The sequence below is a fragment of the Massilia sp. Mn16-1_5 genome (assembly GCF_004798585.1).
Lineage (GTDB): Bacteria > Pseudomonadota > Gammaproteobacteria > Burkholderiales > Burkholderiaceae_D > Telluria.
This window is the reverse complement of record NZ_PPXQ01000019.1, coordinates 14,819-32,084: the sequence shown is the minus strand read 5'-3', so window position 1 is coordinate 32,084 and position 17,266 is coordinate 14,819. Positions and strand designations below refer to the sequence as shown.

Annotated in this window: 21 protein-coding genes; 11 read left to right on the top strand and 10 right to left on the bottom strand. The window is 65.8% G+C overall.

What is annotated here, in order from left to right; translation table 11 throughout:
* Window positions 1-60: 60 nt before the first annotated feature.
* Entirely contained in the window at window positions 61-441 is a 381-nt protein-coding gene (locus tag C2862_RS20600) for a response regulator (RefSeq protein ID WP_136222114.1), read from the bottom strand.
* A gap of 345 nt (window positions 442-786) precedes the next feature.
* Between C2862_RS20600 and C2862_RS20595 the strand changes: the two genes are divergently transcribed.
* Window positions 787-1,419 (top strand): response regulator transcription factor, encoded by a 633-nt coding sequence (locus C2862_RS20595; protein ID WP_136222112.1) that lies wholly within the window; start codon window positions 787-789, stop codon window positions 1,417-1,419.
* 19 nt (window positions 1,420-1,438) lie between these two features.
* Here the strand turns inward: C2862_RS20595 and C2862_RS20590 are convergent, their stop codons facing one another.
* The 3 genes from C2862_RS20590 to C2862_RS20580 all read right to left on the bottom strand — a co-directional run bounded on the left by C2862_RS20590 (window position 1,439) and on the right by C2862_RS20580 (window position 4,945).
* Entirely contained in the window at window positions 1,439-3,055 is a 1,617-nt protein-coding gene (locus tag C2862_RS20590; protein ID WP_136222110.1) for a response regulator, read from the bottom strand.
* Window positions 3,056-3,253: 198 nt separating this feature from the next.
* Complete coding sequence (locus C2862_RS20585; protein ID WP_136222108.1) at window positions 3,254-4,375, bottom strand: type IV pilus twitching motility protein PilT; 1,122 nt, start codon at window positions 4,373-4,375, stop codon at window positions 3,254-3,256.
* A gap of 96 nt (window positions 4,376-4,471) precedes the next feature.
* On the bottom strand, window positions 4,472-4,945 hold the full coding sequence (locus C2862_RS20580; protein ID WP_136222106.1) for a DMT family transporter: 474 nt from the start codon (window positions 4,943-4,945) through the stop codon (window positions 4,472-4,474).
* A gap of 190 nt (window positions 4,946-5,135) precedes the next feature.
* Between C2862_RS20580 and C2862_RS20575 the strand changes: the two genes are divergently transcribed.
* Window positions 5,136-5,912: a head GIN domain-containing protein gene (locus tag C2862_RS20575; RefSeq protein WP_136222104.1), complete on the top strand. Its 777-nt coding sequence runs from the start codon at window positions 5,136-5,138 to the stop codon at window positions 5,910-5,912.
* A gap of 21 nt (window positions 5,913-5,933) precedes the next feature.
* Here C2862_RS20575 and C2862_RS20570 read toward each other — a convergent pair whose 3' ends face one another.
* Genes C2862_RS20570 through purU form a run of 3 tightly spaced genes read right to left on the bottom strand, consistent with a single transcriptional unit; the run spans window position 5,934 to window position 7,853 of the window.
* Complete coding sequence (locus C2862_RS20570; RefSeq protein WP_136222102.1) at window positions 5,934-6,392, bottom strand: copper chaperone PCu(A)C; 459 nt, start codon at window positions 6,390-6,392, stop codon at window positions 5,934-5,936.
* A gap of 31 nt (window positions 6,393-6,423) precedes the next feature.
* Complete coding sequence (locus C2862_RS20565; protein ID WP_136222100.1) at window positions 6,424-6,966, bottom strand: YaeQ family protein; 543 nt, start codon at window positions 6,964-6,966, stop codon at window positions 6,424-6,426.
* A 17-nt stretch (window positions 6,967-6,983) separates the two neighbouring features.
* Window positions 6,984-7,853 carry a formyltetrahydrofolate deformylase gene (purU, locus tag C2862_RS20560; RefSeq protein ID WP_136222098.1) on the bottom strand — a complete coding sequence of 290 codons (870 nt, stop codon included), beginning with the start codon at window positions 7,851-7,853 and terminating at the stop codon, window positions 6,984-6,986.
* Window positions 7,854-8,007: 154 nt separating this feature from the next.
* Between purU and C2862_RS20555 the strand changes: the two genes are divergently transcribed.
* From C2862_RS20555 to C2862_RS20535, 5 genes are all read left to right on the top strand, one after another.
* Window positions 8,008-9,033 carry an NADP-dependent oxidoreductase gene (locus C2862_RS20555; protein ID WP_136222096.1) on the top strand — a complete coding sequence of 342 codons (1,026 nt, stop codon included), beginning with the start codon at window positions 8,008-8,010 and terminating at the stop codon, window positions 9,031-9,033.
* Between the two features lie 102 nt (window positions 9,034-9,135).
* Entirely contained in the window at window positions 9,136-9,546 is a 411-nt protein-coding gene (locus C2862_RS20550; RefSeq protein ID WP_136222094.1) for a phasin family protein, read from the top strand.
* A gap of 23 nt (window positions 9,547-9,569) precedes the next feature.
* Window positions 9,570-10,121 carry a hemerythrin domain-containing protein gene (locus C2862_RS20545; protein ID WP_136222092.1) on the top strand — a complete coding sequence of 184 codons (552 nt, stop codon included), beginning with the start codon at window positions 9,570-9,572 and terminating at the stop codon, window positions 10,119-10,121.
* A gap of 122 nt (window positions 10,122-10,243) precedes the next feature.
* Complete coding sequence (locus tag C2862_RS20540) at window positions 10,244-10,597, top strand: KGG domain-containing protein (protein WP_210736087.1); 354 nt, start codon at window positions 10,244-10,246, stop codon at window positions 10,595-10,597.
* A 141-nt stretch (window positions 10,598-10,738) separates the two neighbouring features.
* Window positions 10,739-11,257, top strand: a complete 519-nt coding sequence (locus C2862_RS20535; RefSeq protein ID WP_136222090.1) for a YgjP-like metallopeptidase domain-containing protein — start codon at window positions 10,739-10,741, stop codon at window positions 11,255-11,257.
* On the opposite strand, the gene C2862_RS20530 is transcribed toward C2862_RS20535, so the two are convergent.
* From C2862_RS20530 to C2862_RS20520, 3 genes are all read right to left on the bottom strand, one after another.
* Window positions 11,237-12,451 carry an MFS transporter gene (locus tag C2862_RS20530; protein WP_136222088.1) on the bottom strand — a complete coding sequence of 405 codons (1,215 nt, stop codon included), beginning with the start codon at window positions 12,449-12,451 and terminating at the stop codon, window positions 11,237-11,239. The genes C2862_RS20535 and C2862_RS20530 overlap by 21 nt on opposite strands.
* A 16-nt stretch (window positions 12,452-12,467) precedes the next feature.
* Window positions 12,468-13,880, bottom strand: coding sequence for an NAD(P)-binding protein (locus C2862_RS20525; RefSeq protein ID WP_136222087.1), 1,413 nt, complete (start codon window positions 13,878-13,880; stop codon window positions 12,468-12,470).
* Between the two features lie 70 nt (window positions 13,881-13,950).
* Window positions 13,951-14,262: a helix-turn-helix transcriptional regulator gene (locus C2862_RS20520; protein ID WP_136222085.1), complete on the bottom strand. Its 312-nt coding sequence runs from the start codon at window positions 14,260-14,262 to the stop codon at window positions 13,951-13,953.
* Window positions 14,263-14,405: 143 nt separating this feature from the next.
* On the opposite strand from C2862_RS20520, the gene C2862_RS20515 reads away from it, so the two are divergent.
* Genes C2862_RS20515 through arsH form a run of 4 tightly spaced genes read left to right on the top strand, consistent with a single transcriptional unit; the run spans window position 14,406 to window position 17,259 of the window.
* The gene (locus C2862_RS20515) at window positions 14,406-14,744 is read left to right on the top strand and encodes a helix-turn-helix transcriptional regulator (RefSeq protein ID WP_136222083.1); all 339 of its coding nucleotides are present in this window, start codon (window positions 14,406-14,408) and stop codon (window positions 14,742-14,744) included.
* 11 nt (window positions 14,745-14,755) lie between these two features.
* Window positions 14,756-15,244, top strand: a complete 489-nt coding sequence (locus C2862_RS20510; protein WP_136222081.1) for an arsenate reductase ArsC — start codon at window positions 14,756-14,758, stop codon at window positions 15,242-15,244.
* Between the two features lie 7 nt (window positions 15,245-15,251).
* Window positions 15,252-16,532: an arsenic transporter gene (locus C2862_RS20505; protein WP_136222079.1), complete on the top strand. Its 1,281-nt coding sequence runs from the start codon at window positions 15,252-15,254 to the stop codon at window positions 16,530-16,532.
* Between the two features lie 10 nt (window positions 16,533-16,542).
* Window positions 16,543-17,259, top strand: a complete 717-nt coding sequence (gene arsH / locus C2862_RS20500) for an arsenical resistance protein ArsH (RefSeq protein ID WP_136222077.1) — start codon at window positions 16,543-16,545, stop codon at window positions 17,257-17,259.
* Window positions 17,260-17,266: the final 7 nt, after the last annotated feature.

Genomic DNA, 17,266 nt, shown 5'->3' with positions numbered 1-17,266 from the left:
TTTGCACAATTGCTAACCAATAATGCCAAGATAGCACGCGCCTTGCCGTTTTGCCTGCACTTACGCGCTCACGCGCGCCAGGACGGCAAGCAGTGCGTCGGCCTTGACCGGTTTCGTGAAGTGAACATCCATGCCTGCCTGCACAGTGCAGACGTGGGTATCGTCGTCGCCCCAGGCCGTCAGCGCGATAATGCAGGCTTGCCGTCCCCATGTCCGCTGGCGCATATACCGCGCCGTTGCGCAGCCGTCCATCTGCGGCATGGCGACGTCCAGGATCACGCACTGCGGACGGAACGCGTCCCCGAGGGCGAGTGCGTCCGCGCCCGAGTAAGCAACGGCAACCTCGTAATCGAAGAGCGTCAGCAGGGATCCGAGGGTATCGGCAGCGTCGGCGTTGTCGTCGACGACCAGTACACGCGGCTTCGGCTCAGGCGGGGTCATATAATCCTTGGTTGTGTGCCGCTCGAACGCAGCCTGGGGGAAACAGGACCGCGCAGCTTACCCGGATTGCGTCTGCGGGCGAAGTCGGACAGATTGCGACATGGCGTCGCCTGCGCGCCCGAATGCGTGCGCCGCCAGCGCCGGGCGCAAGGCCGCGAATGAGGCGAAGTCCTACATGGCGTCGTACGGATTGCGTCACGCTGTCGCAACTTTACCCATCGCACAGGGAATGGGAAGCCAATATCATCGCGCACGTTCGCGCCATCCACCTCCGCTTTACATCATGACGATCCCATTCTTGCTAACATTGTCCGACATGGCACTTTTCACAGGCGTTTCCATTCAATGATCCGCGTTGTCATCGCCGACGACCACCAGTTGGTGCGTGAAGGCGTCAAGAAGGTCTTGTCCGTGGACCCCGATATCGTCCTGGTGGGAGAGGCTGCGGACCTGGGATCGACGCTTGCCGTGCTCGAGAAGGTGGAAGCGGACCTGCTGCTGCTCGACCTTACCCTCAGCCCCATCCACGAACTGGATGCGCTGCGGACGGTCATTGCCCGCTTCCCCGGCATCCGCGTCCTGGTGCTGAGTTCGCATAGCGAAGAGCGCTTCGGAATAAACGTTCTGAAACTTGGCGCCGCGGGCTATATCCCCAAGTCGCTGACCGTCGATGTGGTGTTGAAAGCGATTCACAGGGTGCATGCGGGCGGCCGCTACCTGAGCGACAGCCTGGCGGAGATGCTTGCCGACGAAGTGACCTCGCCCAACCCCCGTCACGCCCACGAGCGACTGACCGACCGCGAACAGCAGGTGATGCGCCTGCTGGCGCTGGGCCACCCCGTCAAGCAGGTGGCGGCCAGGCTCGATATCAGCATCAGCTCGGTCAATACCTACCGCGGCCGGATCTTCACGAAACTGCAGCTCAGGAGCAATGCCGAGCTGATACGCTACGCCATCCATCACGGCCTCGTGAGCTGACGGCGCATGCGCCCGACTCTCACGCCGTCGCCGCTTCGTTCTTGCGCCGCTTCAGCAGGTGGCGGATGCGCGTGCTGAGCGTACCGAAATCATAGGGTTTCGGCAGCAGGTTGACGCCCGCCGGCAGCCTGCCCTCATGGGTCAGCACGCCTTCGGCGTATCCTGACGTGTACAAGATTTGTGCCTGCGGCAGGCTGGCATGCACCAGCTCGCCCAGCTGCAAGCTCGTCACCGGCCCCGGCATGACCACGTCGGTGAACACCAGGTCGACGTCCAGGCCGCTCCTGATCATATCGGCGGCGACCGAGGCGCTGGACGCCTCGTGCACCCGGTAGCCGAGCGCGGACAGGCTTGCGCAGGTGGTGTGACGTACGTTGTCCTCGTCTTCGACCACCAGTATGGTTTCGGGGCCGCCCTCGAATCGCGTTGCCTGCGGCATTTCCGGCAGTACCGGCTCGGCATCGCTACGCGGCAGGTAGAGTTTGACGCTGGTGCCCGCCCCTGGCGTGCTGGACAAGACAATTTCTCCGTCCGACTGCTTGACGAAGCCATACACCATCGACAGGCCCAAACCGGTTCCCCGCCCGATCGGCTTGGTCGTGAAGAACGGCTCGAACGCACGCGCCATGACCTCCGGCGTCATGCCTCTGCCGTCGTCGGCCACCTCGATCATCACCCAGCGTCCGGCCGGCAGGCTCGACAAGCTTGCGTGATCCTGCTCCAGGTTGGCGGCCCGGATGCGCAATGTGCCGCTGCCGTCCATCGCATCGCGCGCATTGATGGCCAGATTCAGCAGGACATTGTGGAGCTGGTTCGGATCGACGAGGATGTTGCCCAAGTCAGGGGCGATGTCGGTAACGACGGTGGGATGGGGTCCGAACATCCGGCGCGTCATGTCGTCCATCTCACGGAGCAGATGCCGGGGATTGATGACGCTTGCCTGCAGCGGCTGCCGGCGCGCGAAGGCCAGCAAGTGCGACGCCAGTTCGGCGCCGCGCCGCACACCGGTCAACGCGGTATCGACGCGCGCCTTTCCCGCTTCCTTGACGCCGTCGCTCAGCTTTAGCAACTGCAGGTTGCCGCCGATGATTTGCAGCACGTTGTTGAAATCATGCGCCACGCCGCCTGTCAGTTGGCCGATGGCTTCCATTTTTTGTGACTGCAACAAAGCCGATTGGCTTGCCGCCAACTCCTCCTGACTTTGGCAGAGCGACACAAACGCAGCATCGAGCTGGCGTCGGGCAAGGCACGAGTTGCTGTGGTAGCGTACCCGTGCAACCAGCTCGCGCGGGGCCGGCCACTTGACGAGGTAGTCGCTGGCGCCGGCGTCGAACGCTGCGGCCTTCATGTCGGGATCGTCTTCCGCCGACAGGATGATCACGGCGACGTGTTCGGTGTACTTGTCCGCGCGTAGCCGGTGCGTGACCTCGAAGCCATTGGGACCCGGCATGCGCATATCGACCAGCACCACGGTGGCCGCAACTTCCTTCGCCAGCTGAACCGCCATCGCCGGCTCGGTCGTGAAATGAAACCGGTGTGGCCCACACGACCGCAGGCTATGGTTAATGATGTCCTCCGCGAACGACTCGTCGTCGATGAGGAGAATGGAGGGTTGCTGTAGGGTGAGTTCGGTCATTGCAGCAGCCGACAAATGGTTGGGGTGAGGCTGCCTGGAGAAGCGAAGCATCACCGATTCTATCGTGCCAGGAAAGGGGCCGTGGTCACAAAGAAATCGACAACCATGTCGGAGCGCGTACGACAAGAAGCGGGCTTCCCCGTCCTGCCGCAATTCGGACAGCGAAGGCATGCGATCAGGCGCATGCCTCCGCCTTCGTCATACCAGGTCCGCGAACCCTACCCGATCCGTCGTCGCCGCGCGCGCATCCTCGACGCTGATCTTGTGCCCGGCCAGCAGCTTCTCGAGCGAGGCGTTCATCGTGTGGCAGCCGGGATCGCGTCCGCCGTTCATATGCTCGCGCAGGGCGCCGAGGTCGCCCTCCTCGATCAGGCGCGCGACCGTCGGGCTCGGGGTCAGGCATTCGGTGGCCAGGTGGTAGCGGTTGCCTTCGCTCGACGGCAGCAGCGCCTGGCACAGGACGCCGCGCAGCGCGTGGGCCAGGGCCTGGGCTTGCGCATCAAGGTTGCCGAGCAGGCGCAGCATCTTCTGCAGGCCCATTTCGGTCGAGCGCGCATGCAGGGTGGCCAGCACCAGCGGGCCGGATTCGGCCAGGGCCAGGGCTTCCTGGGCGGTCTGGGCGTCGCGGATCTCGCCGATCATGATCACGTCCGGACGCTCGCGCAGGGCGTCGAGGGCGCCGAGGTAATAGCTCTCGACGTCGCCGTCGATGCCGACCTCGCGCTGGGTGATGATCGATTTACGTTGCGGGATCAGGGTTTCGACCGGGTCCTCGATGGTGATGATGTGGCCCGAGCGGCGCTTGTTGATCTCGTCCAGCATCGATGCGATGGTGGTCGACTTGCCCTGGCAGGTGTCGCCGATGATCAGCACCAGGCCGCTGGTGAGGCGCGCGAATTCCTGGCCGTCGGCGTCCAGCCCCAGCTCGGACAGCGGCATCGGCTCCTTCGGGAAGCGGCGGATCACGCAACCGAGGCGCTTCTTGCCCTGGAAGGTGAAGCAGTTGGCGCGGATGCGCGCCGTATGCAGGTCGATCGAGCGATCAAAAGCGCGGTCGGCGATGCGCTCGGCCCAGTTCGGCTCGATGACTTCGAAGAATTCTTCCAGCTCCTCGCGCGTGATCGGCGAATCCGTGACCGCCACCAGGCCTTTCGGCTGGCGCAGCATCAGCGGGCTGTTCTGGTGGATGATGATGTCGGAGAACACCAGGCGCGAGTTCAGCAGATGCAGGATCTGCTCGACCAGGGTGCCGAAGACCGGGTGGTCTTCGTTTTCGACATACGACAGCGTGGGGATTTGCGAGGACTGGTGGAATTCCATCTGCGTGGTTTTCTAATAATCGAAGTGTCGTTCAGACAATGTCTATCATTATAAAACCATGCCAGCCAGAAATTGCAGCTGCTAACGAGAAATTCTTCACCGTCCCAATGCCGCAACAATGCGGTCGCCGAACAGGGTCAGCGCCACACCGGCAACCACGACCAGGGCGCCCGCCATGCGGATCGCCGAGACTTTGCGCACCGCCATCTGCACCAGACCGAAATTGTCGATCGCCATCGACATCAGCAACTGGCCGGCGATCACCAGCACCACCAGGTTCAGGAGGCCGATGCGCGGCGCCAGGAAGACGGTGCCGAAAACGAAGGCGGCGCCCAGCATGCCGCCGGTGAGCTTCCACAGCGGCTGCTGGCTCAGCAGGCCGAGCGCCTCGCCCACCCCGCCACGGGCGAAGGCGGCGATGCCCAGCACGACGGTGCCGACGCTGAACGAGATCAGGGCTGCCACCACCGAGTTGGCGTGCAGCGCGTGCGCCAGCTGGCTGTTGACGGCCGCCTGGACCGAAATGAAGATGCCGACGCAAAAGGCCAGGGCAAACAGGACCGCATTCATGATGACTTCCTACCGGTGATGCCGGAATCAAAAAGGGCAAGATTGTAGTGGAAGTGGCCGCGCCGCGCACCCTGGATTCACCCTACTACGTGCATTCTGGTCCCGTTCCTGCGCAGTCTGTCGCATTCCCGATGCACGGTGCCCGGTACAGCCCTACAGTCTCATCATCGATAACCGTGAGGACAAGACCATGAACAAGACCTTCTCCACCTTCGCCCGCCGCAGCTTCCTCGCCGCCTGCGTCGCCGCCAGCCTGGCCGGCACAGCCCATGTGGCCGCCGCGCCCTGGAACTGGGGCGGCGAGCAGGTGCAAGGCAGCGGGCACATCGTCAAGCAGGCGCGCCAGGTCGGCAATTTCAATGGCCTGTCGCTCGGCCTGCCGGGCCATCTCGAACTGCGCATCGGCAGCAGCGAGGGCGTGACGATCGAGGCCGACGACAATCTGCTGCCGCTGATCGAGACCGTGGTCGAGAACGGCTCCCTCAAGATCCGTCCGACCAAACGCAACCTGAACATGCAGTCGAAATCGATCCGCATCGTGGTCCAGGCCCGTTCGATCGAGCGCCTGTCCCTGGGCGGCTCGGGCAGCATCGACGCCGACGCGCTGCGCGCGCGCAAGCTCGACGTCGACCTGGGCGGCTCCGGCTCGATCAAGCTGAAAGGCGTCGAAAGCGATACGCTGGCGGTGTCGCTGGGCGGCAGCGGCGACCTGGAAGCGGCCGGCGGCAATATCGGCAGGCTGACGGTCTCGATCGGCGGCTCGGGCGACGTCAACCTGGGACGGGTGCAGGCGAAAAGCGCCAGCGTGACGATTGCCGGCTCGGGCGAAGCGACAGTCTGGCCGCGCAACGAATTGAGCGCGACGATCGCCGGCTCGGGCGACGTGAATTATTACGGCGACCCGCAGATCAGCAAGTCGACCGTCGGCTCGGGCGGCGTGCGCCGCGTGGGTGCGTCGCCGAATTAAGGAATGGGGCGCGGGGCGCGCTTAATGGTGATGCCCCGCCGCCTTCGGCGCCACATAGCTCATCGGCTGCACCTTGGCCTCGACCGTGACGCTGCTCTTCTTCTTCGCCGCGTCTTCCACCACCAGGGTCACCGGCACGCTCTCCCCTTCCTTCAGCTGGCGCTTCAGGTCGAAGAACATCACGTGGTAGCCACCCGAGGCCAGGTCCACCGGCTTGCCGGCCGGCAGCTCGACGGCGTCGACCTGGCGCATGCGCATCGTGTTGTTTTCCATTGCCATTTCGTGCAGCTCGGCGCGGCCGGCCACCGGGGTGCTGACGCCGACCAGGCGTGCGGCGTTAGCTGACTGCACGCGCATGAAGGCGCCCGCCGCTTTCTGCTGGGGCACGGTGGCGCGCACCCAGGGTTCGAGGACGGTCACTTGGGCCAGCGCGCTCGTCGAGAACAGGGCCGTGGCCAGCAGGGAAAGAAGTCGGTTCATGGCGGATTCGCAGAAAAAAATAAATAATACTTCAGGCCGCTGCCTTGAGGGTCTCGCGTTCGACCAGCACCGTGTCGACGCTGTCGGTCAGCCACAACTGGCCGTCCTGGATCGTGCACTGCAGCTGCATCGAACGCTTGACCAGCTTTTCCAGCGCGGCGCTGGTCTCGGCGGGGATGTTGATGACGGTGAGGTTGCGCGCACGCTCGAGCTTGTTGGCGATGCCCTTCCACCAGATATGGCTGGTCGCGCTGTACGCATACACATAGACGTGCTCGGCGCGTCCGCAGGCTTTCAATAAACGCTTCTCGTCCGGCTGGCCGACTTCGATCCAGGTGTCGATGGCGCCGGTCAGGTCCTTTTGCCACAGGTCGGGCTCGTCGGTGTCGAACAGGCCCTTGGTGAAGGCCAGCGCCTCGTTCGCGTGCAGGGCAAAGGCGAGCACGCGGATCATCACGCGCTCGTCGGTTTCGGAGGGATGGCGGGCAATGGTCAGCCCGTGTTCCGCGTAATAGTTGCGGTCCATGTCCGCAATCTGGAGGTCGGCCTTGTAGATGGTCGCTTTGAGTGCCATGAGTACTTCTTAAACCTTTATTTAAAGACCACCGTGCGATGGCCGTTTTGCAAAATGCGGTGTTCCACGAACCATTTCACGGCGCGCGCCAGCACCACGCACTCGACGTCGCGCCCGATCGCGGTGAGCTCCTCGATCGTCATCGCGTGGTCGACCCGCTCGACGTCCTGCTCGATGATCGGACCTTCGTCGAGCTCGCCCGTGACGAAGTGCGCCGTGGCGCCGATCAGCTTGACGCCGCGCGTGTGGGCCTGCGCATACGGCCGCGCGCCCTTGAAGCTGGGCAGGAAGGAATGGTGGATGTTGATCGCCCTTCCCTGCAATGCGTTACACAAACCTGGCGACAGGATCTGCATGTAGCGCGCCAGCACCACCAGGTCGATCTTGTGCATGTCGAGCAGCTCGATGATGCGCGCTTCCTGCGCCAGCTTCGCTTCTTCCGGTGCGCCGGTTGCCAGCGGCAGGTGGTGAAACGGGATATTGTAACTTGCCGCGAGCTGGTAGAAGTCCATGTGGTTGGAGACGATCGCCGGAATCTCGACCGGCAGCAGGCCGCTCTTGTAGCGGAACAGCAGATCGTTCAGGCAATGGCCGATCTTCGAGACCATGATCAGCACGCGCGGCTTGGCGTGGGCGTCGTGCAGCTGGCCGCGCATGCCGTTCGCCTCGCACAGGGCGGCGAAGGCCCCGCGCAGGTCGGCGTCCGCTACGCCTGCGTCTTCCAGCGCGAAGTGCACGCGCATGAAGAACAGCTGCGATTCCGGATCGCCGAACTGGGCCGAATCGATGATGTTACAGCCGTGCTCGGCCAGGAACCCGGCCACGCGCAGCACGATACCGCGCTGGTCATGGCAGGACAGGGTCAGGATGTATTCCGGGTGCGTCATGGTGATGGCGGGATGAGTGATGGGGTCCGGGGCATTGTCGCATGCATTGAGAATTCCGTTGCAAAACAGCCATGCAGAAATCGCCACAGAAAAAGCGCACGACCGTCCTTTTTCGGGTAGAGTAAGCGGCTCCAAATCATATGAGGAGACACCCATGACGCAAGCCACCAACGACCAATTCCTGCTCGCCGCCCGTCCGGTCGGCATGCCCAAGGACAGCGACTGGCAGCGCGCCACGCCTGCCCTGGCCGGACTCGCCGAGGGCGAGGTGCGCGTCAAGATCCTCTACATCTCGCTCGACCCGGCCATGCGCGGCTGGATGAACGATGCCCGCTCCTATGTGCGCCCGGTGGCGATCGGTGAAGTCATGCGCGCGGGCGGCGTCGGCGTGGTGGTCGAATCGAAATCGTCCAAGTTCGCCGTCGGCGCCCACGTGATGGGCGTGATGGGCGTGCAGCGCTACTGGCAAGGCCAGGCTGACGACAAAGGCGCCATGCTGGCCCAGGTCGACCCGGGCATCGCCCCGCTGCCGGCCTGGCTGAACGCCCTCGGCATGCCGGGCATGACGGCCTATTTCGGCCTGCTGGAAGTCGGTCAGCCCAAGGCCGGCGAGACGGTCGTGGTGTCGGGCGCGGCCGGCGCAGTCGGAATGACGGTGGGCCAGGTCGCCAAGCACCTCGGTTGCCGCGTGGTCGGCATTGCCGGCGGCGAAGACAAGTGCCGCTTCGTGGTCGAGGAACTCGGCTTCGACGCCTGCATCGACTACAAGGCAGGATCCGTGCATGCGGGCCTGAAACAACACTGCCCGCAAGGCGTGGACGTGTATTTCGACAATGTCGGCGGGGACATCCTCGATGCCGTGCTCACCCGCATCAACATGAAGGCGCGCATCGTCATCTGCGGCGCGATCTCGCAGTACAACGCGACCGAGGCCGTGAAGGGCCCGGCCAACTACCTGGCCCTGCTGGTGAACCGCGCGCGCATGGAAGGCATGCTTGTAACGGACTATGCGGCCCGCTATCCTGAAGGCGTGGCGACGCTGGCGCGCTGGATGAAGGAAGGCAGCTTCAAGAACCGCGAACACATCGTCGAGGGCTTCGATACTTTCCCGTCCACGCTGAACATGTTGTTCAAGGGCGAGAACCTCGGCAAGCTGGTGCTGAAGGTGGCCGACGCCTGAAAATGCCTGGTCCGCTTGCGCCAATCGGTGGCGCAAGCACCTTGGCTGAACTCCTGCGGTCCTGCGGCGTCTACTGACACTTTATCTTTCGTCGAGGATCCCATGCCTGCCTTCACGCCTTCCCTGCCAGACTTTCGTTCCGACCTTCTGCGCGCCCAGTTCGGCGCCCAGGTCGATTTCCTGGACCAGGTGTCGCACCATGCGTTCGACACGGCCCGCCAGCTCAGCGAATTGAACGTCCGAATGACGCGCCAGATGGTCGACGACGGCATCCGTCTCGGCCGCGCACTGCTGGCCTGCAACGATCCGCTGCAACTGAGTTCGGTCGCCCTGCGCGAAACCCAGCCCACGGCCGAGCATCTGCGCGGCTGGCAATCGTCGCTGATGAGCGTGCTCGCCTCCAGCGGCGCCACCCTTGCCCACGAGGCCAACGACGGCGGCTGGCAAGCGGCCCGCCGCACGACGGGCGCCACGTCCGGCGAAGACGTCGGCGCCGCGCACAACCCCACCTGATCCAATCACACCGAGGAGGAGACATGGCATCCACTGGCAATCACCGGGAAGGGATCACGGACGCGCTCGCCCTACTGCGCGCCGAACACGATCAGGTGCGGCAGCTGTTCGCGCGCTGCGCCGGCCTGCGCGGCCTGGAAGACGCGGAAGAAACGATGGCCGAGCTGGTCGACGAACTGTGCGACGCGCTCGTGACCCACACCATGCTCGAGGAAGAGCTGTTCTATCCGGCGCTGCGCGCCGCCAGCGGCGACGAGGAGCTGTTCGACGACGCCGAGCTCGAGCATGCGGGGGCGCGCGAGCTGATCAGCCAGCTCGAAGTCATGTATCCGGGCGACGAGCACTTCGATGCCACGCTGGCCGTGCTGGCCGAGGAAATCGCGCATCACATCGCACTGGAAGAAACCGAGATCTTCGAGCTGGCGCGCGCCGCCGGCGTCGACCTGGTCGAACTCGGGCACCGGCTGGCGCTGCGCCGCGCCCAGCTCGACGACGACCTGGCCGCGCCACCGATCGGCATCGACGGCGTCGAACCGCACGAGGGGCGGCGCACGCCGCCGCGGGCGCCGGACTGAGCGGCACAGCAGTCCGGAGCCCAAAGCGAGGGGAACTATCGCAAGAGCGGTGTCTCTAACCGCACGAGCGCGGCAATGCTGCGATCACTTCCCTTTCACTGCAGGGCAACCAGGAGAACGACATGGCGACAAGCAAGGAGAGCGGCAAGAGCGCGAGCAGCTCCGGCGGCAGCGCGCAAAAGAGTGGGAGCGGCAGCGGCAGCGGTCCGGCCAAGCGCGGTTTCGCGGCGATGGACCAGAACCAGCAACGCGAGATCGCCAGCAAGGGCGGCCAGGCGGCCCACCAGAAAGGCACGGCGCACGAATTCGATTCCGAGGAAGCGCGCCGCGCGGGGCAGAAAGGCGGGGAGGCGGTAAGCCGCAACCGTGCACACATGGCCGATATCGGCCGCAAGGGGGGAGAGAGCCGGCAGTCGGCCAGCCGCGCCGCGGCAGCCAAGAGCGGCGGCAACCGGCAGGGCGGGAAGGAGGAGTGAGGCGGGCTAAATGCCCGCCGAACGCCTGCTAGATCCTGGCCGAACGCCGGCAATACCCAACGGGGCGGACCTTCCGCCCCGTTTTTTTATCGATAGCCTGCCGCCTGCGCCCGCGACGCCGCTGTGGTACATTCGCGCCCCATGTCCGCACTTCGCTACCTCACCGCCTATCCCGAGCCGCTGCGCCAGCAGGCCGCCACCCTGCTCGAACAGGGACGCCTGGGCGCCCTGCTGCGCTCGCGCTACCCGACCGCGCACGGCCTGCGCACCGACCGCGCCCTGTACAACTACGTGCAAGACCTCAAGGGAGACTACCTGCGCAACGCCGAACCGGTGGCGAAGGTCGCCTACGACAGCAAGATCCACGTCGTGCAGCATGCCCTCGGCCTGCACACCGCGATCTCGCGCGTGCAGGGCGGCAAATTGAAGGCCAAGCACGAGATCCGCATCGCCAGCGTGTTCCGCGACGCCCCGCTTGAATTCCTGCGCATGATCGCCGTCCACGAACTGGCGCACCTGAAGGAAAAGCAGCACGACAAGGCCTTTTATAAACTGTGCTGCTGGATGGAGCCGCAGTACCACCAGTTCGAGCTGGATCTGCGCCTTTATCTCACCCACATGGAGCAGACGGGCGAGCGCTTATGGGTCGAGGGCGCCTGAAGCGGTGCACTGCCCGGCGCTAGCCGGCTGCGCGCGGACCGCGGCGAAATAACAGCAGACCGAAGCCGCCGCCACCGCGAACAGCAATCCCAGTACCAGCTCCGGCGCGCCATGCCGGGCCAGCAGCACGGCGCCGACGACAGGGCCGGCGGCCTTGGCGACCAGCGCGGGACCGGCCATGGCGCCGGATATGGCGCCGTAGTTGGCGCTGCCGAACAGCGCTTGCGGCAGGGTCCCGCGCACGATGGTCAGGACGCCGTTGCTCAAGCCGTAGAGGATGCAGAAGCAGGCGATCGCCCAGGCCTGGCTCCCGAACAGGAGCACGCTCGCCAGCGCCGCCGGCAGCGCGGCAAAACAGTATTTGCCCACCAGCTCGGGCGCCGCGGCGCGCGCCACCGTGCGTTCCAGCACCCGTCCCGCCACCTGCATCGGACCGATCAGCATCGCCATCAGCACGGCAAGCCGGGCGCTGTGCCCGAGGTCCCGCAATAGCGGAATCAGGTGCACCGAGAGGACCGAAAAGACCAGGGTGTGGGCCGCGAAGGCCGCCGTCAGTTTCCAGAACGCCGGGTGCCGCAGCGCTTCCGCCAGGGTATGGCTGCGACGCTCCATTCGCGCTACGGCTGCGGGCCGGACAGCGTCGCCGCCGAGCAGCAGGTGCAGCGGCAGGCATACCAGGAACTGCAGCGCCGCGTACCAGAAGTAGGTCGCGCGCCAGCCCCATACGGCATCGAGCGCCTGGGTCAGCGGCCAGAAGATCGTGCTGGCAAAGCCGGCGAACAGCGTCAGGGTCGAGATCACGTGGCGCCCTTCGCCCCCGTAACGGCGGTTGATGGTGGCGAAGGCCGCTTCATACAGCGTCATGCCCATGGCCAGGCCGAGCACGGTCCAGGCGCCCAGGTAGGCCAGCGGCGAGCGGCTCGCTCCCAGCGCAGCCAGGCCGATGCCGCACAGGATGGAACCCGCGCCCATGATGCGCCGGCCGCCGTGGCGGTCGAGCAGGATGCCGACCGGGGTCGCCACCAGGCCCGCCACCAGCAGGCTCCACGAATAGGCTCCGAACACCAGGCCCGTGCTCCAGCCCAGCTCCGCGCGGATGCCCGGCCCCAGGATGCTGAAGGCGTAGTAGAGCGAACCCCAGGAGATGATCTGGGTGGGGGCCAGGATGCCGATGGTGCGCCACTGTGCTGTCATGCGGTCCTCGTCCGCTTCATGCGCAGCAGCTTGCCGCTGGTGCCGCCGCCGGCGGGCAGCCGCAACCGCCCTTCCCTTCGGCCTTGGCCTCGGCATCCGCCGCGCAGCAGCCTGCCGCCGCAAGCGGCGCGGGTCCGCCGCAGCAGCCCGCCGCCGGCACCTCGTCGTAGGCCTGGCGCGTGCTGCAGACGCCCGTCTCCGGCAATTCCAGCTGGACGTCGTCGGCGGCCGCCAGGTCGCCGGCCAGCGCCGCCACCACCGAGCGCACCTGCTCGTAGCCGGTCGCCATCAGGAAGTTCGGCGCGCGGCCGTAGCTCTTGGCGCCCACCGCATAATAGCCGGGCTCCGGATGGGCCAGCTCGCGGTGGCCGTGCGGGCGCACCGTGCCGCAGCTGTGTTCGTTCGGATCGATGAGTGGCGCCAGCAAATCGGTGCTCTCGAGCCAGGGATCATGGCGCACCCGCAGTTCGCGCGTCAGCGCCAGGTCGGGGCGTGCGCCGGTGGCGGCAATGACCGCGTCGATGCCCTCGATCGGCGCCACGCCCGCGTCGCCGTGCACGGTCAGCGTAGCGCCGCATGCGGCCAGCGCGCGGATGCGGAAGGAGGAGCGCAGTTCCAGCCGCCCGGACTGCTGCAGCGCGCGCAGGCGCATGCCGAGCAGGCCGCGCGCGGGCAGGCCGTCGGCCTCGCCGCCGCCGAACAGCTTCGCGCCCGGCAGCCCGCGGATGGCCCAGACCAGCTGGGTGCCCGGCGCTTCCTCGGCCAGCTGCGCCAGCGCCAGCAAGGAACCCGCCGCCGAGTGCCCGGCGCCGGCGACCAGCACCCGCTTGCCGGCATAGCGCGCCCGGTCCTTTCCGAGCACGTCCGGCATGCCGTAGGCGATGCGCGCGCCCAGGAACTTCTCGCCCTGTGCCGGCAAGCCGTTCGCGCCCAGCGGATTCGGGTGCGACCAGGTGCCGGTGGCGTCGATCACGGCGCCGGCCAGGTAGTCGCGTTCGCCCTCCGCGCTCGCCACCCGGATCACGAAGGGCGCAGCTTCGCGGCCGCGGGTCTTGACCTTGTCGAAGCCGGCGCGCGTGATGGCGAGCACGCGCCGGCCCAGCTTCAGGTGCGCCGCGAGCGCGGGCAAGGCGGCCAATGGCCGCAGGTAGCCGTCGACCAGTTCGCCGGCGGTCGGCAGACCCTCGGGCGCCGGCATGCGCCAGCCCGCCTCCTCCAGTAGGACGCGCGCCGCGCGGTCGACGTTGTACTGCCAGGGCGAGAACAGGCGCACGTGGCGGTAAGTCTCCAGGTTGGCGCCGACGTCGGCACCCGCTTCCAGGATCAGCGGCGTCAGGCCGCGTGCGGCGAGGTGGGCGGCGGCGGCGAGGCCGACAGGGCCGGCGCCGAGGACGGCGACGGGAAGCGTGGTGGCGAGGCGGTCGTTCATGGTGTCTCCCAGGTCAGGTTGGATTCGAATTAGTCATTCGTCGAATTACGAACAAAAGGGCAAAAAATTTTTACAGACTCGCGACCATCCGCTTGAACAGGGCCAGGCGTTCCGGGTTCACGCAGTAGCAGACGCGCTGCTCGTCGGAGGAGCCGATGATCAGGCCCGCCTGCTTCAGTACGCTGACATGCTGCGAGATCGTCGAGGCAGCCAGCGGCAGGACGTCGGCCAGGCTGCCGAAATAGCAGGCGCCGTAGGCCGACAGGTAGTTCAGCAGCTGGACGCGCGCCGGGTGGCCGAGCGCCTTGCACATCAGCGCGAATTGCTCGGCATCGATTTCGGGGGCGGCGACGCCCGGCTTCGGTTCACAGCAGGTGTTCATGATCGCATTCGTCATTCGTCAATTTACGAACGGAGAATAAAACGCATGTCACGAGCCTGTCAAGATAATTCGATAACCTTTGAAATGTCGAACTTGACCCGTATAATTCTTCCACCTTTTCGAATCGTCCGATGGAGTACGCGATGGATACCAAAGCAGCACTGGCGGCACTTGCCGCGCTGGCGCAGGAAAGCCGGCTCGCGGTCTTTCGCCTGCTGGTCCAGGCCGGCCCGGCCGGGATGGCGGCCAGCAGGATCGCCGAGCACCTCGACATCGCGCCCTCCTCGCTCTCGTTCCACCTGAAGGAACTGTCGCACGCGTCACTGCTGAGCTCGAAGCAGGACGGCCGTTTTGTCATTTATGCGGCCAATGTCGAGGCAATGAACGGCCTGGTCGGCTTCCTTACCGAAAACTGCTGCGGCGGCGTGCCCTGCGAAGCCGCCGCGCCGGCCGCCTGCACCCCCGCCAAGCAATCGAACTGAACGGCAGTCCCATGCACATCCTGTTTCTCTGCACCGGCAATTCCTGCCGCTCCGTCCTCAGCGAGGGCAGTTTCAACCACCTGGCGCCGCAAGGCCTGCATGCCATCAGCGCCGGCAGCCAGCCGACCGGCTGGCTGCACCCACGCGCCGTCGCGCTCCTGCAGCGCAGGGGCATCTCGACCGAAGGCTATTACAGCAAGTCCTGGGACGCGCTGCCGGTGACGCCGGACATCGTCGTCACCGTCTGCGGCAGCGCCGCCGGCGAAACCTGCCCGGCCTATCTGGGCCCGGTGCTGCGCACCCACTGGGGCCTGGAAGACCCGAGCCATGTCGCCGGCAGCGAGGAAGAGATCGAGGCCGCGTTCGAGCGCACCTACGCCATCATCGTGGCGCGCATCCAGGCTTTCCTGGCCCTGCCGCTGGACGAGTTGAAGAAGGACCGCGCCCGCTTCAAGGCCGAGCTGGACCGCATCGGCACGCTGCTGCCCGCCCAGGAGTGACAGTCCTGTGCTGAGCGCCTCCGTGATCTTCCTTGCCACCCTCGTCCTTGTCATCTGGCAGCCGCGCGGGCTCGGCATCGGCTGGAGCGCCTCGGCAGGCGCGGTCGTCGCGCTGCTCGCCGGCGTCATCCACATCGCCGACATTCCCGTCGTGTGGAACATCGTCTGGAATGCGACGGGCGCCTTCGTCGCCGTGATCATCATCAGCCTGTTGCTCGACAAGGCCGGCTTCTTCGAATGGGCGGCACTGCACGTGGCGCGCTGGGGCAAAGGAAACGGGCGGCGCCTGTTCGTGCTGCTGGTGCTGCTCGGCGCGAGCGTGGCCGCGCTGTTCGCCAACGACGGCGCGGCGCTGATCCTGACGCCGATCGTGATCGCCATGCTGGCCGCGCTGCGTTTTTCGCCGCAGGCCACCCTCGCCTTCGTGATGGCGGCCGGCTTCATCGCCGACACGGCCAGCCTGCCGCTGGTGGTGTCGAACCTGGTGAACATCGTATCAAGCGACTACTTCGGCATCGGCTTCGCGCGCTACGCCGCCGTGATGGTGCCGGTCAACCTGGTCTCGGTGGCGGCCACCCTGGCGGCGCTGACCTGGTTCTTCCGCAAGGACATCCCGGCGAACTACGACCTGGCGCAATTGAAGCGTCCGGAAGAGGCCATCCACGACCGCGCAACATTTGTCACCGGCTGGTGGGTGCTGGCGATGCTGCTGGCCGGCTTCTTCTGGCTCGACGACATCGGCGTGCCGATCAGCGCCGTGGCGGCAGTGGGCGCGGCGCTGCTGTTGGCGGTGGCGGCACGCGGACACCGTATCCCGACGCGCGAGGTGCTGCGCGGCGCGCCGTGGCAGGTTGTCGTCTTCTCCCTCGGGATGTACCTGGTCGTCTATGGACTTCGCAATGCGGGCCTGACCAACTACCTGACCGCCCTGCTGGATCAGTGCGCGCAGCATGGTGTGTGGGGCGCGGCGCTCGGCACTGGCTTCATCACGGCGATTCTCTCGTCCATCATGAACAACATGCCGACCGTGCTGGTGGGTGCCCTGGCGATCGACGCCACGACCGCGACGGGTGTGGTGCGCGAGGCGATGGTCTACGCGAACGTCATCGGCGCGGACCTCGGCCCGAAAATCACGCCGATCGGCAGCCTGGCAACCCTGCTGTGGCTGCACGTGCTGGACGCGAAGAATATCCATATCGCGTGGGCTTATTATTTCCGCGTCGGTATCGTGCTGACGCTGCCGATCCTCTTCTTTACCCTGTGTGCACTCGCCCTGCGCCTGAGCTGAAAGCGACACCATGAGCACTCTCCCCGACCTGCCCAACCTCCAGCCCGAACTGGTCGACATTCCGAGCGCCGCCAGGCTCGAACCCGTGGGCGAGATGAATCACCCGCCGCGCATCCTGCTGCTTTACGGCTCCCTGCGCGAGCGCTCCTTCAGCCGCTTCCTCACGTACGAGGCCGCGCGCATCCTCGAGCACTTCGGCGCCGAGGTGAAGATTTTCGATCCGCTGGAATTGCCGATGGTCGGCAGCGCCCCGGAAACGCATCCGAAAGTGGTCGAGCTGCGCGAACTGTGCCTGTGGTCCGAGGGCCAGGTCTGGTGCAGCCCCGAACGCCATGGCGCGGTGACGGCGGTGATGAAGAACCAGATCGACTGGATTCCGCTGGAGATGGGCGCGATCCGCCCGAGCCAGGGCCGCACCCTCGCCGTGATGCAGGTGTGCGGCGGCTCGCAATCCTTCAATGTCGTCAACACCCTGCGCCTGCTCGGGCGCTGGATGCGCATGTTCACGATCCCGAACCAGTCCTCGGTGCCGATGGCGTACAAGGAGTTCGACGAGGACGGACGCATGCGCCCATCGGCCTATTATGACCGTGTGGTCGACGTGATGGAGGAATTGGTAAAGTTCACCCTGCTCACCCGTGGCCGGACGGACTATCTCACCGACCGCTACAGCGAGCGCAACGAAAGGGCGCGCAAGGCAATCGACCGGCAGTTACAGAAAATCTGAGGCATTG